Source organism: Oculatella sp. FACHB-28 (assembly GCF_014696015.1).
GTDB lineage: Bacteria > Cyanobacteriota > Cyanobacteriia > Elainellales > Elainellaceae > JAAUTN01.
In genome coordinates this window covers 57524-74338 of record NZ_JACJPJ010000035.1, presented here as the reverse complement: position 1 = coordinate 74338, position 16815 = coordinate 57524, and the positions used below count along the sequence as shown (strand labels likewise).

Sequence of the window (16815 nt, the reverse complement as noted above, 5' to 3'; positions counted from 1 at the left end):
TCTGAAGTTGTAGTCGCGCAGCAAATTTAAAGCGTTGGGTTCCACGCTGCTCCACCCAACCTACGGTTCTACAGTTCTACCATCCGTAATTTAGTAGGTTGGGTGAAGCACAGCGGAACCCAACGCCTCCAGCTTGATGTACCACGACGAAATTCCTTGAAAACCGCCCAAAGCACCTTAGTAGTAGTTCCCAAGCTTGCGATGGTGAACCGCAGTCAAGGCATCGGCTTTAGAAACTCGTCCGACGTTAGCTGTGCTGTAAACAACCCAGTGGTCACTCTGATCCATGCGGCTGGTGACTTCACATTCCAGATAGGCGAGGGCATCTGCCAGGATAGGAGAGCCGTTTTCGGCGGAATAGGTTTTGACTCCAGCAAAGCGATCGGCTCCAGGAGCAAATCGCTTGAGGAAGTGTTTCATCAAGCCAGCGTGGTTGCCTTCTTCTAAAACGTTGAGAACGAAGCGATCGCCCACCTGCATCAAAGATTCGATTGCTCGGTCTTTAGCAACAGCAATGGTGAAGCCCAGTGGCTTAAAGCTAGCTTGCATTACCCAGGACGCTAGCATTGCACCTGTCAGATCGCCTTTTTGAGCAGTAATGATGTAAAGTCCGCTGCTGATTCGTCCCAGTGCTTTTTCTAGATCTGCGTCAATCGATTTGATTTGTTGAACGGTGCGATCGCGAGTCAGCGCTTGCCCCAGGTCAACTCCCGCCTCTTCGCAAAGCTGATAAAGTGACTCACCTGGAACATCTTTTACCCGAATTGCTGGAAATGCCTCAACCAAACCCAAGTTCCGAAAGCGGTTGAGCAATGGGTCAACCGGCTCATCATCGCCTCCGTAAGATTCAAATAGCCCGACTGCCTGCTTTGCTTTAGCGGCAGCCAGAACGGTGCTGAGCGCAGCTTGGATTGAAGTCGCAATTTCACCGGAGGCAGGCGGCATACTAATCACCAGCCCAGCGGCGTGGCTAACCATTTCCTGTAGCTCTTGCGGATCGGCGGACTTCAGATCCATCATTTCGACCGCAACTCCGGCTTTGGTAATGCCCTTAGCAATCGACTGCGAGAGGCGATCGCTGTACCCATAATCGGACACGTAAAACACCGCCACCGTTTTGTCAGACTTCGCCTGCTCTTTGCTCCACTGGCGGTAGCGCCCCGTCCATTCCGCCACGTTGTGTTGCAGTAGTGGCCCGTGTCCTGTGGCAATGATGTTAACGGCTTCAAGCTGATCCATCCGCTTTAGCGCCGACAGCACCGAGCGGGCATTAGGACCCATGAGGCAGTCATAGTAATAGCGAAAGTCGTCTTCAATTTCCGATAGTTCCTCATCAAAGGTGCGATCGTCGCAGTAGTGCATTCCAAACGCATCGCAGGTGAAGAGAACTTGCGTTTTGTGGTCGTAGGTGAAAATGGTATCAGGCCAGTGCAGGTTGGGCGCAATCACAAACTCTAGTTCATGCCCGTTGCCCAGGTCGAGGCGATCGCCATTTTTCACAATCCGCTGCTTGAAGGGCTGATGCACCAGGTTTTCGAGAAACTGAATCGCCACCTTTGAGCCAACCACCGTTACGTCGGGCGCAAGCGCAAGAATGTCAGGCACCAAGCCGCTGTGGTCAGGTTCCGTGTGGCTAATGATCAGGTAATTAATTTCGGCTGGATTAATTGTTTCTTTCAGCAAATCCAGGTAAAGCTGCCGAAACTTGGCGTGGGAGGTGTCTACCAGGGCAATTTGCTCACCCCGAATCAAGAACGAGTTGTAGGTCGTGCCGTTTTTTAAGCCAAACTCGATGTCAAAGCGATCGCGATCCCAGTCAAGCGATCGCATTGTCAATGTTTCTGGCGCAATTTCAGCCGTTTGCATCGTTAGCCTACGCTGCGTGCGATCGGTTAGTACGACCATGAGCGGTTTCCTCCCCGCGATGCGAAAAAATACCTACCCCTCTATCTTCTCTTAAGTTTTGGGATCAAGCAGCCCGATTCCTTTTGGAAAAGTTATCGGTCTGTTAGGCAGACTGAAATAATGTGAATATGCTCCGCTCAAACCTGAGTGTATTCCAACATGGAAACGCTGCGAGTCAAAGTCAAACCCAACTCCAGGATGAATATAAACGATGGTTAGTTTAGCGGCGATCGCCCTGGCAGGTGGACAAAGTTCTCGCATGGGTCAAGACAAAGCACTGCTTGAACTGGACGGCATTCCGCTGATTCAAAGAACGTATCAAATTGCTCAACAGTGTGCTAACCCTGTTTATGTTGTAACTCCCTGGATAGAACGATATCGTGACGTTCTTCCAGCAAACTGTCAGTTTATTCAAGAAACCTGGAAACCAGAAGAAGCCAAACCACACGGGCCGTTAGTCGGTTTTGCTCAAGCCTTGACGTATATACAAACCGAGTGGGTTCTGCTACTAGCTTGCGATTTACCCTATCTAAAACTTGAAATTCTACAGAATTGGGTAGCGGAATTGGAGAATGCATCTGTGGAAGCGATCGCCCTTCTCCCCAAAAATCCACAAGGCTGGTGGGAACCCCTCTGCGGCTTTTATCGCAGCAATTGTTTATTCGAATTGACAAACTTTGTAGAAAGTGGGGGGCGATCGTTCCAAAAGTGGTTAACTCTCCAACCCGTCCAAGAACTCACTTTGGATAATGTGCAAATGTTGTTTAACTGTAATACTCCAGAAGAATGGGCGATCGCAAAAGTGAGTAATTTGGGCTGATAAAGGGAACGGCGATCGTACATCACGTTTACCGTCCTAAATCAGAAGTATTAGAGAGAATGGAATAAGTTCTTAGATTTAGCTCATTAAAAACTCCAACCTGCCCATGACTACTAAAGAAGAAATCCTACAAAGCTACGATCCCAGTGGCATCGGCGTTGATAACGGTAATTTGTTGGGATTACCCTTCGATTACGACTCTGCCAGCATCATCGTGTTTGGCGTTCCCTGGGAAGTGACTGTTTCTTATGGCGCAGGCACGGCCGCTGGGCCGCAGGCTGTCTTGGATGCATCTCGGCAACTGGATTTGTTTGACTTTGACAGTCCGGATGGCTGGAAGCAAGGCATCTTTATGGCTGAAATTCCTCAGTCAATTCAGCAAAAAAGTGATGTATTGCGGCAGGATGCAACCCGGATTATTCAGCACATGGAGCAGGGCGAGCAGGTTGAGGACAGTCCAGAACTAGTTGAACTGCTGAAAACCATTAACCAGGAGAGCGAAGCTGTTAACCAATGGTTGTTTGAACAGTCACAAACGGCCATGAGCCAAGGCAAACGAGTTGCGGTGATTGGTGGCGATCACAGTGTGCCGTTGGGAAATTTGAGGGCGATCGCCCAACACCACTCCAATTTCGGCATCTTGCACATTGATGCTCATGCTGACCTACGCGAAGCGTATGAGGGGTTTGAGTTTTCCCACGCTTCAATCATGTTTAATGCACTGAAGCTGCCACAACTTTCCAAACTGGTGCAGGTTGGTATTCGCGATCTATCTCACGATGAAGTGAAGTTAATCCAACAGTCAAACGGGCGAGTGTCCGCTTACTACGATCCGATGCTAAAGCAAAAGCTGTATGGCGGCATTTCCTGGTTAGAGCTTTGCAAACAGATCGTGGCAGAGCTTCCCCAGCAGGTTTACATCAGCTTTGATGTGGATGGCTTAGATCCAAAACTCTGCCCCAACACAGGAACTCCTGTCCCCGGTGGGCTAGAACTGGAACAAACGTTTTGCTTGTTCCGAGAGGTCGTTCACAGCGGACGGCAAATTATTGGCTTTGATGTGGTTGAGGTTGGCAATGCCGAGTGGGACGGCAATGTGGGAGCCAGAATTGTCTATAAGCTCTGCAATTTGATGAGCCTCTGTGATTGAGTGAGGGCGATCGCGCCATTCCACCAGGAGATTTGAAAAACTTGCCATACTATTAGCGCGTCAAGCTTAGAATGTTGGGTTCCGCTGCGCCTCACCCAACCTACCCAACCTACGGTTCTACTATCGTAGGTTGGGTGGAGCAGAGCGGAACCCAACGCTTTAGACTTGCCGTGCTACTAAATTACGGTCGGATTCATCGGATCTGAGGCAAACGCCAGCCACAGCGGGAATTGCAGCAGCGACAGGTTCACCATGTCCTCGGATTCGTCAATGATGATCAGCGGCAGTTGTTTTTGGCGTACCAGGCGATCGGCCCGTTGAGCTAGCGGTTCTGGTGCTTCAAATAGGACGATGCCTTGCTCTGCACCAAAGTCACCCCGTGAAATACCAAGGCAATCCTGTAAGCCTCTGCGCCATTCACCTAAGCGTTCGGGAGAGTTGGCGAGAATGAGAGTACGGACGCGATCACCATACAAATTCCGCAGAACCGAGATCGTTGCCGAGACAATCAGAATATTTTGCAAGCGTGACCCCATCGTCCGCAGCGCACCCCGTCCACCCTGAGCAAAGAACCAGTTTGATACCCGTTCTGCGTGAATTGGCTCAAAGGTACGGCGCAGCTGCCAGGGTGGTCCGTAGTAGTCGGGCATGGTCCGATATTGGTCTAAAATCTTGCGAATTTGTCTTGCCTGGTCTTCAAAATTTTGCTCGGCAAATCGAGGGGTGAGAACCTGATCATCTTCAAATTCATCAGCGTCTCGAAAGTCCCGGGAGCCTCGTAGATCACGAGGGGCTTCTCGCACTTCCGGCTCTCTGGCAGGGGCAACGAGCTCTAACTGCTCGGCTGCTGTCGCCAAGTCTTGCAAGCTGCCCACTAGATAATCTTTAAAGCCCTGAACTCGAATTGCCAAATCTTGAGACGCTCCCGCAAAAGTGGTTCGCATTTCTGTGCGAATGCGCTCTTGTCGGCGCTCTAGCTGCTCAACTGAGATTTGCAGAGTTTTCTTGCGCTGCTCCAGTTCACTCAGCCCTTCTTTGACCATGCGCCCAATTGTTGTCTGTACATCTGCCATCTGCCCTCGCAACATCCTGTCGTAGGAGGCTTGTAGGGCAGCAATTTCTTTTTGTAAGGCTTTTTCTTGCCGCCGCAGATCTGCAACTCGCTGGGTCAGGACTGTTATCTCATCACCCAACGCCTCATGGGACATTTCTTCGGCAAGGATCTCATCACCACCAGCAGCGTCTTCGATAGCTTGTTCTTTGGCAACGATATCATTTAGGGGTTTGGCGATAAATTCACGGCTTGGCGAGTCGTTGGAGTTCATGGGCAAGTGGGACGGTAAGTTTTAAGTTTTGAATTGAGAGTGAACTAGCAAGGGTTTCCACAGTCAAGTAGCCGTTGCTCTTAAGCGTCGGAGATGGGGCAGTGTTGCTCCAGGCATTGCCTCAGCATTTTAGGGTCAAAGAGAATCGGCAAAAAGTGAATGCTTTTGACTTCTTTGAAGTAGAACAAAATCGGGATGCCAGTCCAAAAGATACGCCAGTTTTGCCAGTCGGTGTAGGGAAAGCGGCGAATCAGCGTGTCTCCACGGGTGATGTCTAGCGCAGTGGAGGTAAACTGAAGCCGCAGGGTAGCCGCTTGAAACAGCAGAAATAGCCCTAAGAGGGCGATCGCTCCATTCACCCAGGGTTGCCCCAGCCCTATGGGTAGCGCAGTTAAAAGCAATGCGATCGCAATCAGGGCGATCGGCAACGCATAGCTGGGAGCCAGCACAGTCGTTTCAGTGGAAGTTGGAGAGGGCGTGACAGTCACAAGCGCGAATCCCTTCAGTTACAGCTTAGTTCAGCCATCTCCATTCTAAAGGGTGATGCTCCTGGTGCTTCAACCCAGGCAGAACAAGACCTGCTAGAAGCCACCCAGAACAGCACTGCCTGTCCCCTGGAACATGATCCAGGAGAGAAAGAAATTGACAATAAAGATTGCCAAAAGTGCGGTCACAACTGCCGTAGTCGTAGATTGCCCCACTCCTTTTGCTCCTCCGGTGGTAGTCAAACCCCAGCTTGAGCCGATTACCGCAATCAACCCACCAAACACAAAAGCTTTAACCAGGGCGCTAACCAGATCCCAAACGCTGAGGAAGTTTCGGGCTGAGTTGAGAAATACGGTCGAGGAAATGCCGTAAAGCCCTTCGGCAATCAACAGTCCACCCGTCATCCCTGTGATAAATGCCAGGATAGTGAGAATTGGCAACATCAAGCAGCAAGCAACCACTCTGGGAATGACCAGGTAATCAATCGGGTCGGTTTTGAGCATTTGCAGTGCGTCGATTTGCTCAGTCACCTGCATCGTGCCAATCTCAGCGGCAAAGGCGGAGCCGACCCGTCCTGCCAAAATCACCGCAGTCAGGACAGGGGCGAGTTCTCGGGCTAGAGAAAGGGCCAAAACACCACCAACGGCTGTACCCGCGCCCAGGTTAATAAATTCTCTGGCGACCTGAATGGTAAACACCATGCCCACAAAAGCGGCTGTAACCAAAGCAATCAACAGCGACTCTGGCCCGACGGCAGCCATTTGATCGAGGGTGTTGCGGCGATGAACTTTACCCGCAATCAGATGAACGATCACCTGTCCGCCTAATAGCATGGCGGCAAGTAATCGCTGACTCCATAGCCCTAATCCAGAAGTCTGAGCGGTTTCACTCAATGGTGCTGTACCCCTAAACTTTGATGAAGGTTTAAGTAAACGTGGTTAACGCAGATAAGCAGTTTGCCTACCTAAAATGAACCTCAATGTAAACAATAGCGGATTGTTGCCCTGGGGTTCTGACCGGGGATGCACTGCGGTCTATCTCCACTTTTCGCGGCTCTTGGGGCTAGTTTGACGTGTCCTTTGCGGTGAAAGTGCTGTTTGGATTATGAGTTGGATTCATAGATCTTCAACAAGCTTTTTAATAGAGATTTAAGATTTCTGACATCTGGACTGGATGGAGGCGATCGCCCCTATCGTAGGAACTGGCAGGTATAGCCATACCTTCAGCCTGTTAGGATCTTCAACCCTTAGAGCATAAGCCTCTCTATGAGTACTTTGCCAAGCTTTCTGCGTTCAATTCTGATTACAGGAATCTTTAGCTTCATGACTCCTACCCTATTCATCATAGGAGTTTTGCTATGCCTCTCTGTGGTGGGCTACGTTCCGCTATTTAGCTCCATCAGTCAGGCTGGGCTAGAACAAATCACCCAATTTCTGTCTGTGTTTGGTAGCGGTAGTTCCGTCAACGGGTTGCTGGTCATTGGGCTGGTTTGCAGCCTAGTTGGTATTTTGTTTGATACTTTTACCTTTTATCGCCACCAAAACCTGCGAAACAATTGAGGTGAGCGTAGGGACAGTTCGCGAACCGTCCCTACGAGGTTTCTACTTCTAAAACGACTCCTAACCCTGCGGTTCTGGAATGGTGATGTCAATCTGAGTCACTTCGATATTAGAACCCAAACTGCTAAGCGGGGGCTGAATGGCAGCTGCATTGCCAACTACCAGCGTGACAATATTTTCTGGCTTCAGGTATTCTTGAGCAGCCCGCTGAACGTCCTCAATTGTGGTTTCCTGAACAGCACGCTGATATTGAAAGATAAAATCGGCAGGGTAGCCGTAATACTCGTAGCGCATCAGTCGCGATAAGGTCTGCCCCGGATCTTGAAAGTTAAAGATAAAAGCATTGAGTACCGAGTCTTTGGCGCGTGCCAGTTCTTCCTCAGTGATCGGAGCCGTGCGGATGCGCTCAATTTCTGATAGCACCGAGCGAATAAAGGGCACAGTTGCGTCAGAACGAGTTTGCCCACCGCCAATAAAGGTGCCAGGGAAGTCAAACCGAGGATTCCAGTAGGCATAGACGACATAAGCTAGCCCCTGGCGCGATCGCACCTCATTCGTCAGCCTGCCGCCAAATCCATTCAGCACTTCATTCACGACCGTGAGAGCAGCGTGGTCAGGGTTATCTAACTGTCCACCCAGATGCCCGACCTGAACATAGCTCTGAGTTAGCTGGGGCTGATCGACCAGAAACACACCGGTCTGTGCCTGAGCGACTTCGGGTAAATCCAACTGAGCTTCGAGGTTGGGGTTGGGCTGCCAGTCGCCAAACTCTGCTTCGATCAGCGATCGCATTTCCTCACTCTCGAAATCGCCCACGATCCCCAAGATCATGTTGTTGGGGTGGAAATACTGTTCATAAAAGCCAATAATATCGTCGCGGGAAATATTATTCAGCGTGGAGTACTCTACAGTGCGGGCGTAAGGGCTTTGTGCGCCGTAGACCAGCTTTTGGAATTCGCGCCCAACCACTTCATCGGGATCATCATTACGACGGGCAATTCCACCTCGGATCTGGTTCTTCAGCAGATCGATCCGGTCTTGAGGAAAGGCTGGCTGTCGAATGACCTCGGCAAACAGCCCAAACACCTCTGATAAGTCTTCCGTCAGAGCGCTGAAGCTAGCACTGCCCGTGGTTTCGTCAATTCCAGTTTCGACAGAGGCGGCACGCTGCTCTAGCAACAGGTTGAGTTCATCGGGCGGGTGCTGCACGGTGCCACCACTCCGCATCACCGAACCTGTAATGCTGGCTAGCCCCACTTTATCGCCTGGTTCAAGCCGTTCACCCGTGTGAAACATGGCAGTGCCACCGACTAGAGGCAGTTCGTGATCTTCCATCAGATACACGATGATGCCGTTGTCTAGCTCAAAGCGGGAATAGTCAGGCAGTTGAATTTCAGGAAGCGGCTCAAATTCTAACTCGGTGTAGTGACGGGCTGTTTGCGCCAGCGCAGGTACTCGACCCAGCCCGAGCAAAATCATTGCTATGGTGACCAGCGCAATGAAGCTGTAGCGAATTAGCTTTTTGCGCTGGCTGCGCTGGAATTGGAACCACTGCATGATCGATGGGACTCCTTTTGGGAATTGGGATTAAGAGAGGATAATTTTGTGAGTTCAGTACACAAAATTACCTGGAAAATTCTAGGGTTCAGATTGGGTGAGGAGTTTGCCGATGGTGAGGTTTTGAGGCTGGAAGGTTTCCTGAGCCACACGCTGTACGTCTTCGGCAGTGACGGCAGCGATCGCCTCTAGTTCGTTAAACAAATTGCGCCAGTCGCCTGTTTTTGCCTGATACTCTGGCAGCAAGCTAGCCATACCCTGGTTGGAAGCCAATACTCGCAAAAGTCCTGCTCTCGCCTGAGTTTTGACGCGATCGAGTTCTTCTGCGGATACAGGTTCAGCCTTGAGGCGTTCTAGCTCGGCATCCATCGCAGCAGCGACTTCATCTACGGTATGTCCGGGAGCAGTCAGGGCGTAGATCATCATCAGCGTGGGGTAGCGATCGCCCGGAAAGCCATTCGCACTTTGGACACTCAGGGCAAGCTGCTGTTCTTCGACCAGGGACTTATAAAGTCGAGCAGTGCGTCCAGACGTGAGAATCGCATCAATGATTTGGTACGTCACGTTATCAGGATCACTAATTGCAGGACGCTGATAGCCTTCCAGATACCAGGGTTCTGTAGGGAGTTCCAGGGTTACTTCTCGAACTTCAGTTTGAGCTGGTGCAACGGCGGTGACTTCAGGTGAACTGTCTCTAGTCTGGTAGCGCCCAAAGTAAGTTTCTGCCATTTGCCGCACCTCGTCAGGATCAACATCCCCAACTACAGCAGCGACGATTTGATTAGGCGTGTAATGAGTTTCAAAGAATTTTTGAATATCCTCGCGGGTTAGATTGCGAATATCTTCCTCATAACCAATGATCGGACGACCGTAGGGATGTCCAGGAAAAGCGGTTTCTAGGAATACCTCAATCATTCGACCAATAGGTGAGTTATCGGTTCGCATCCGCCGCTCTTCTAAGATCACGTCCTTCTCTTCGTAAAACTCACGAAAGACGGGGTCTAAAAACCGCTCTGACTCCAGAGACATCCACAGTTCTAGCTTGTTTGCTGGAAAGCTGTAAAAGTAACGCGTAGCATCAGCAGAGGTAGTTGCGTTTAAGCCAACTCCACCCGCCTGCTCGACGATTTGACCCATCAGGTTTTGTTGAACATAGCTTGCGGCTTCGGCTTTAGCGGCTTCAAACTCAGACTGAATTCGGGCGATCGCCGCCTCATCTCCAGCCTCACGCGCCGCCTGAAGTTGCTCAAACAGTTCATCTAGCCGCTCTAACACAGGGGCTTCGGCTTCGTAGTTAGTCGTGCCAATCTGCTTGGTGCCCTTGAATGCAAGATGTTCTAGATAGTGGGCTGCTCCCGTTTTGCCATCTTCCTCATAGGCAGCACCCACATCTACATAGGTCATGAAGGAAACTACTGGAGCCACATGCCGCTCTAGCACGATAAATTTCATGCCGTTGTCGAGCGTAAACTCAGTAACGCGATCAATTACGTCATCAATGTAGGTGCTGAGGTCAGCGGTTTCTGGCTCAGCCTGAGCAGCGGTTTGGGCTAAAGCGGCTTGAGGCGTTCCTAAAAACAGCAAAATCGCTGCTAGCACCGCAAAGATAGCTCGATTCCACAAGATGACTCGGCTCCGAGCGGCACGATTGCTTCGACAAAAATCTGATAAAGAGACTGACCGACTCATTGAAATCATGGAATCAGTGACAAACACTACCAAATCCCAGCATAAAGACTTTTCAGAATTCAGGCATAGATCCGATCCATTTTAGAAACTGGAGCCTTAGCCATCCTGCTGCGCTCGCGCTTCTGCAAATCCTTGAGGAACTGGAAGCTGATCTAAATGTTTCCAGCAAACGGTACAGGCGGGCAAGTTATGGGCGATCGCATAGGGTTCGTGTACCGTGTCTAGCCAGTGAAAGAATTCTCGAAAGTTTTGGGCAATTTCCGACGGATCGCTGTGAATGTCTCCAAGCTGAAAATGGGGCGATCGATTTTCGATGGCAAAGGGGCAAGCGTGAAACTTTCCTTCTGTCGTCAAAACCGGATAGCAATGGGGGCAGCGAGAATTGGCTTTAGGACGGGTTGCTTCTCCAGTAAAAGGGTCTACGCCTCGCCCTGAGTCAACCACATCCGGATGACCAATGGCGATCGCTCCTGCATGTTCCGTCTCATATCCTTCCAATTGCTCCAGCGCCTTTTTCGGCATTTGGGGCGCACCATCACCCGTCGCGATGGAATAGTTCAAGGATGCGGTAGTCTGACCCAGCGGGTCAGATTCTAGAATATGCAGCAACCGCTCCGCCTGAATGCCGTTGGAATAAATTACGATCGCTCCCTGATAGCCCTGTTGCCGTAGGTAGGCGATCGCCCAGATAACATTCTCAGAATCAAGCGTCGGCTCACCCCCATAGAATTTGATTGTGCCTTGCTCATTCAGCATCACTGTCCGCAAGGCTGTATCTAGATGTTCGACGGTGTATTCGCTGTACCAACCTTTGGGGCTACCAAACACCGTACAGAATGAGCAATCTCGATTGCACTGATTACCCGGATAGAGGTGAAGTTCCATCAGGCGATCGTCGGTGATCACACCTTTATCGCGGGGTTGTCGCTCTTTAAAAACCATACTTCCCTACTCTACAAAGCATTTCTACAAAGCAATTTGCTCTTCCCAGGTTTGTTCTAGTCGCGTAGTGTATTCAGCATTAACGACAGGAACAGTAGTGGAAGTCAGTTCATCCAAAGGAATGCCATATTCCCCCTCTACCTTAGTAAATTCGGACTGCAGTTCGGCTGGAACCTTTTGAGGACTCAGCAAGGGTGGGTCACCCCAAACGTCCGGTTTAAATTTTTCCAGTTGGCCCTCCGGGCTAGAGAGAATATCTGCCAACACCATTGCGCCTGCGGGGTTAGCAGAATTAATAGGAATGGCGGTGAAAGAGGGATCATTCAATGAAATTCCCGGCATTGTAAAGGCTCGCGTCGTGTCGGGAAGCCTTCCACTCGCGATTCCTTCTGCCACCTCGGAGATAAATACAGGCATCATCCAAATCTCACCATTGGCAAAGAGTTCTTGCAGACGGTTTTGCGTAGGTGGATAAGTTTCACCGCTCCGCCAGAGGTAAGGTTCCAGTTCCTGCAAATATTCAAACACTTGAGGCGACTTTTCGTTCCACAGGTTCTCATCAAATTCGGCTCCAGCATATTGCTCATAGCCTCCCGTCACGCCATACAGGGCTGTTAGCAGAAAACGGCTACCGTCAAATTGAGGAGGTGCAACGTAGGCAAAACGTCCGGGGTTTGCCCTGGTCCAGTCCAGCAGTTCTTCAAAGGTTGTGGGAAACTGCTGAACTCTCGCGCTGTCTGTCGCCATGACGTAATAGCTGCCCGTGTAGGGCGCAGAATATCCTTCGATGGGCAAGCCAAAGTCAGAGTTCACCGCCGGATCATCCGCATCGTAGTACTGGTTGCTGGGCAGCTTGTCACGAAAGGGACCAAACAACAGATCCCCCTGCTTCATCGTGCGAAAGTTCTCACCATTGATCCAAATCAGATCAATGCTGCCGCCTGAGGTCTGCCCTGCCTGCACTTCTCCCAACACCTTATTGACCGCTTCTACCGTGTCGTTAAGGGGAACTCGATTAAGCGTGACGTTGTACTGGCTTTGAAGGCGATCGGCAACCCACTGATCAGCATAGGCATTCGTTTTATCGCTGCCGCCCCACATCGCCCAATTTACAGTTGTCCCTTCAGCCGCCGCTACAATCTCATCCCAAGAGGCGGCTGTGGGATCAAAGCTAGCTGTTTCAGAGGAAGAATTTTGTTGGGTACAGTTGCTTGCCAATGTGGCTAAGCAAGCACCGGTAGATAGCCAGAGGAAACGCCGACGGTTTAGGGGGAAGTGGGGATTGGGGGTTAGGTTCATGGATTAGTTTTTTAGAGTTGAAGTGGTTTGCAGAAGATGAGTTTTGAATGATAGTTGAACGGAAGTTAGGAAACTTGGACGGGATGGGGCACGATGCTGTGTGGGAAGTACCAAAGGGCTGTAGGTGGGAGATAGGCCCAAACGGATTGTCCAATTTGAAAATCTTGAGTAGGCGTAACCCAAGCTTGTAGGGTTAGCTCCGGGGCGATCGCCAGGGTTAAGCGTCGTTGCGTTCCGGTGAATCGATTGGCAATTACAGTGGCAGGTAGGGTGTTTGCTTGCGATCGCCCTTCTGTAAACACCTGGATTTGCTCAGGACGAATGGTGACTTGAATTGAACCATGATGGTCATACTCACTGAGCAACGTTAAATCAGTGGATAACGTCCATTGCCGACCGTGAGCCTCAGCAGCAAAGAAGTTGACCCCTCCCATAAATCGAGCAACAGTTTCATCACAGGGCTGTTGATAGATTTGTTCGGGTGTGTCAACCTGACGCAAACACCCGTCAAACATCAGGGCAATTCGTTGAGACATCACCACTGCCTCTGCCTGGTCGTGAGTCACAATTAACATCGTCACTCCCGTTTGAGCCTGTAACCGTAAGATTAAGTCCTGCATTTCTTCTCGCAAATTGGCATCTAGAGCAGACAGAGGCTCATCTAACAGCAGCAGTTTGGGGTGAATGATCAGCGATCGCGCCAATGCCACCCGCTGTGCCTGTCCGCCTGAAAGCTCTGATGGCTTACGTTGGGCAAACCCTTCTAGCTGAACCTGAAGCAGCATGGCGATCGCCTTTTCTTCTCGCTCAGCCCGACCGACTCCGCGCATCTTCAGCCCAAACGCGACATTCTCACCCACTGTTAAGTGTGGGAACAGCAACCCACGCTGTAGCACCAGTGCAATATCTCGTCGCTCAGGTGGGACTCGGTTGAGAATTTGACCATCCAAGGTAATCGTGCCGCTGTCAGGTTGCACTACCCCCGCGATCATCTGAAGCGTTGTAGACTTGCCGCAACCCGACGGGCCCAATAGCGCTAGAATCTCACCTGCCTGCACCTCAAGCCACAGACTTTGGACGGCAGTGACTCCTGGAAAATGTTTGGTGAGATCTTGGAGGTGAAGATGAGGCATAAGAGATTGGGAATGAGGGACGGTCTTATACATTTCCCAACCCTCCTAACGCCGTATCATTTTCCAATGCCTTGCTTGCCAACAGTAAAAACAACAATCCCGGTACAACGGATGTAATTGCCACCGCCGCAACCAGTCCATTGTTTCCTCCTTGCAGTAAGGTAAACAGCACCATTGGCAAAGTAAATACCCGTCCTGCACCCACAAAGAACGTCAGGAGAAACTCATTCCAGGAAATGAGGAAGGCAAATAATGCACCCACCACAATGCCAGGAGCAATTAGCGGCAAAGTGACTTGTGAAAGCACCTGAACTGGAGAAGCACCGAGCGATCGCGCCTGCGTTTCATACCTGGTGTCAAAGTTGGCAAACACACTGGTTAACACCAGCGTCATGTAGGGAATGGTCGGCATCAGATGTACCAAAATCACACCCAGAAGCGTACCGTTTAGCCCTAGCCGAATCAGCACAAACTGAATACCCATGAGGGTTGCTAATGGTGAAACAATGATAGGGGTTAACAGAAATAACTTTAGAGCCTCCTTTCCTGGAAACTCCATCACTCCGATCGCCCGTCCTGCGGGAAGCCCAACCAACAGTGAGAGAATTGTGGTGATCAAGGCGATCGCCAAACTCTGCAATAGCCCTTCGATCACTCTAGAAGCGGGTGATACAAGCTGCGACCAGTGCTGAAGTGTCCACTGGTCAGGAATGAGTTGCGGAAAAAACCATCCTTGTGCAAAGGACCAGATCACCAACGGCAAAAACGGTAGAAACAACACCACAATAACGAGAACAATGAGTCCCTTTCGCAACATCCTGATTCCCTACGCTCCTTTTATAGGCTGACGGTTCTGACGACCGCGCGACACCAGCCACGAGTACGCCACAATGATCAACAGCGAGAGAATCGACAGGATAATTCCCAGAGCGATCGCCTCTGCACGACGAGCAATATCACTATCCGTAAAAGCGCGATAAACCAATACTGGCAATGTGCGTGGGCGAGTTGACCCTAGCAAAAAGGGAACTTCAAACGAAGCAAAAATATAGCCAAACACAATCAAACTGGATGACAAAATTCCGGTTCTCATCATGGGCAGAGTCACATTCCAAAAACGCTGCCAGGGAGTTGCACCAAGTATCTGTGCCTGCATTTCGTAGGCAGGATTAATACTCCGCAGGACTGCCAGCAAGATTAATGTGATAAAAGGAATCTCTTTCCAAAGAAAATGTAATAACACGCCAATATTGCCAGCATCGTTGACCAACAGTGGAAAGTCCTGATCGGATTGAATCCAGCCCAGCACATAGAGCGATCGCGAGATAAATCCACTCGGTGATAGCAACAGCAAAACGCCCGCAATTCCGACTAAATGTGGAATGGGCAGCGTGATTTGACAAGCAAAACTAGCCCAGCGTCCGGCGGTTCTTAGGAGCAGGGCTAAGCCAACACTCAAAACGGTTGATAGTCCTGTGGCAACTACTGCGATGTAAAGGCTAAGTGTCAGCGATCGCAAAAATTCTGGATTCGTCAACGCTGCTTGATATGCCGTTAACGAAATCTGACTTCCCAACAGCCCGATCGCCCCAATACTTTGAAGCAATGCCAACACCAACCCACCACCAAACAGCAATCCAACGATTCCCACTGCCGGAAGCATCAGCAGATAAGCCTGCCAGGGAAAAGGCTGTGCCAGATTCGGAGAGGTCTGATGTCGAGGAGATTGGAGCTTAAGAGTCATGACTGAGTTCTGGATGAATTAGGGGACACGGAACACTCACCAATACAGCACAGGATGATATGAAAAGTAATTCATATAAAAGTTGGCTGGATTCTCCCTGAGAGTTAGATTAGCTTCTAAATTTCCTCATCTAACCAGGACATAACCTCCTGCCACAGTTCTGAAAATTGCTGACGGCTTCGCTGCCATCGCGCCATTCGCTCAGTCGCATTGGGGCTATCTTCTGCATCTGCGTACCAGCGGTTAGCGGTGATCCAATATCCAGCCGTCCAACAGAGCGATCGCACCGCTGGGTAAACCCCAAATGCAGCAAAATGACGCTCAATTCGAGTAGCTAACGGCTCTCCCAACGCATTGTAATAACACTGCAAAAAGAAGGCACGATCCTCAGCCGGTAAGCGATAGTCTTGCCGTCGCCGAACGGTTACAGGGGAAAGGAAATGCCCCAAATCTCCAGCAGGCGAACCAATTTCAGCCCATTCCCAATCAATTAAATAAGCTTGGCGATCGTTGATGACCCAGTTCTCATAAGTGTGGTCACTGTGGACTAAGCAGCGATAGGGATAGGCTTCTAACAGTCGCTCTGCTGACAATCGCGATCGCGCCTTATCTAACACTGCGTGCAGCATTTCGACAATTTCTGGTTCTGCATTCGGTGAGTCCAGGTAAGGCTGAGCATAGCTTTTTGCTTCGTGGTAAAACAGCGTTAAGGGCTGCTCGACCACTGGCACCGTTGGCAAAAGGCGATCGACCTCATAGCCTGCGATCGTCGGTAAACGGTGAAGCCGCGCTAGAGTTTCGGCGCATTTTTGTAAATGAGTGCGGCAGTAATCGAGTGAACCGCCTTCTAGATAATTTGTAATTAAAAATGTGTAGGGAAAGTCGTTAGTTGAGTCTAGTTTGGCTGTCTGTAGCTGATGCCCAATGTCGGTTTGCTGGAGATAATCTAAGATGACACGCTCAAACTGGGTAACGCGCCTCACATCTCCTTCAAACCGCTGATTTGGTGTATTAACTGCCACCCGAACTAAATCGGTCTGGTTTAATCTAAAAATGACATTGGCTTCTCCGTGGGCCAGAAACTCTAACTCTAAGTGACCGTGCGATCGGTTTAGATGCGCCTCTAATTGTTGCTTCAAAACCTTCAAATCAAGAGGTCTAGTGAACATCGGACGGTGAATTCGAGCAACAGGCTCAATGATAAAC

The 16815-nt window shown here is 50.3% G+C and carries 15 protein-coding genes; 3 read left to right on the top strand and 12 right to left on the bottom strand.

Translation table 11 applies throughout. The features are described from left to right. Positions 1–177: 177 nt before the first annotated feature. A complete protein-coding gene (locus tag H6F88_RS02835) occupies positions 178–1905 on the bottom strand; it encodes a diflavin flavoprotein (protein ID WP_190641224.1) in 1728 nt (575 codons plus the stop codon). 211 nt (positions 1906–2116) lie between these two features. Between H6F88_RS02835 and H6F88_RS02830 the strand changes: the two genes are divergently transcribed. Continuing rightward, positions 2117–2725 (top strand): molybdenum cofactor guanylyltransferase, encoded by a 609-nt coding sequence (locus H6F88_RS02830; RefSeq protein WP_190641223.1) that lies wholly within the window; start codon positions 2117–2119, stop codon positions 2723–2725. A 106-nt stretch (positions 2726–2831) separates the two neighbouring features. Next, positions 2832–3875 carry an agmatinase family protein gene (locus H6F88_RS02825; protein ID WP_190641222.1) on the top strand — a complete coding sequence of 348 codons (1044 nt, stop codon included), beginning with the start codon at positions 2832–2834 and terminating at the stop codon, positions 3873–3875. Positions 3876–4051: 176 nt separating this feature from the next. On the opposite strand, the gene H6F88_RS02820 is transcribed toward H6F88_RS02825, so the two are convergent. The 3 genes from H6F88_RS02820 to H6F88_RS02810 form a co-directional block, all read right to left on the bottom strand. After that, the gene (locus H6F88_RS02820) at positions 4052–5200 is read right to left on the bottom strand and encodes a DUF3086 domain-containing protein (RefSeq protein WP_190641221.1); all 1149 of its coding nucleotides are present in this window, start codon (positions 5198–5200) and stop codon (positions 4052–4054) included. A gap of 80 nt (positions 5201–5280) precedes the next feature. Continuing rightward, positions 5281–5688: a DUF3119 family protein gene (locus tag H6F88_RS02815; RefSeq protein ID WP_347277654.1), complete on the bottom strand. Its 408-nt coding sequence runs from the start codon at positions 5686–5688 to the stop codon at positions 5281–5283. 93 nt (positions 5689–5781) lie between these two features. Then, on the bottom strand, positions 5782–6579 hold the full coding sequence (locus H6F88_RS02810) for an MlaE family lipid ABC transporter permease subunit (protein WP_190641220.1): 798 nt from the start codon (positions 6577–6579) through the stop codon (positions 5782–5784). A 372-nt stretch (positions 6580–6951) separates the two neighbouring features. On the opposite strand from H6F88_RS02810, the gene H6F88_RS02805 reads away from it, so the two are divergent. Next, complete coding sequence (locus H6F88_RS02805; protein WP_190641219.1) at positions 6952–7245, top strand: hypothetical protein; 294 nt, start codon at positions 6952–6954, stop codon at positions 7243–7245. Between the two features lie 60 nt (positions 7246–7305). On the opposite strand, the gene H6F88_RS02800 is transcribed toward H6F88_RS02805, so the two are convergent. From H6F88_RS02800 to H6F88_RS02765, 8 genes are all read right to left on the bottom strand, one after another. Then, a complete protein-coding gene (locus H6F88_RS02800; protein ID WP_190641218.1) occupies positions 7306–8802 on the bottom strand; it encodes a pitrilysin family protein in 1497 nt (498 codons plus the stop codon). Positions 8803–8883: 81 nt separating this feature from the next. After that, entirely contained in the window at positions 8884–10491 is a 1608-nt protein-coding gene (locus H6F88_RS02795) for a pitrilysin family protein (RefSeq protein ID WP_190641217.1), read from the bottom strand. A 96-nt stretch (positions 10492–10587) separates the two neighbouring features. Beyond that, positions 10588–11433, bottom strand: coding sequence for a radical SAM protein (locus H6F88_RS02790; RefSeq protein ID WP_190641216.1), 846 nt, complete (start codon positions 11431–11433; stop codon positions 10588–10590). Between the two features lie 24 nt (positions 11434–11457). After that, positions 11458–12732 (bottom strand): ABC transporter substrate-binding protein, encoded by a 1275-nt coding sequence (locus H6F88_RS02785; protein WP_190641215.1) that lies wholly within the window; start codon positions 12730–12732, stop codon positions 11458–11460. A gap of 65 nt (positions 12733–12797) precedes the next feature. Beyond that, on the bottom strand, positions 12798–13898 hold the full coding sequence (locus H6F88_RS02780; protein ID WP_190641214.1) for an ABC transporter ATP-binding protein: 1101 nt from the start codon (positions 13896–13898) through the stop codon (positions 12798–12800). Continuing rightward, complete coding sequence (locus H6F88_RS02775; RefSeq protein ID WP_190641213.1) at positions 13891–14682, bottom strand: ABC transporter permease; 792 nt, start codon at positions 14680–14682, stop codon at positions 13891–13893. The genes H6F88_RS02780 and H6F88_RS02775 overlap by 8 nt, the downstream gene beginning before the upstream one ends. Positions 14683–14691: 9 nt before the next feature. Then, positions 14692–15609: an ABC transporter permease subunit gene (locus H6F88_RS02770; RefSeq protein WP_190641212.1), complete on the bottom strand. Its 918-nt coding sequence runs from the start codon at positions 15607–15609 to the stop codon at positions 14692–14694. A 116-nt stretch (positions 15610–15725) separates the two neighbouring features. Continuing rightward, positions 15726–16778 (bottom strand): phosphotransferase, encoded by a 1053-nt coding sequence (locus H6F88_RS02765; protein ID WP_190641211.1) that lies wholly within the window; start codon positions 16776–16778, stop codon positions 15726–15728. Between the last annotated feature and the right edge of the window lie 37 nt (positions 16779–16815).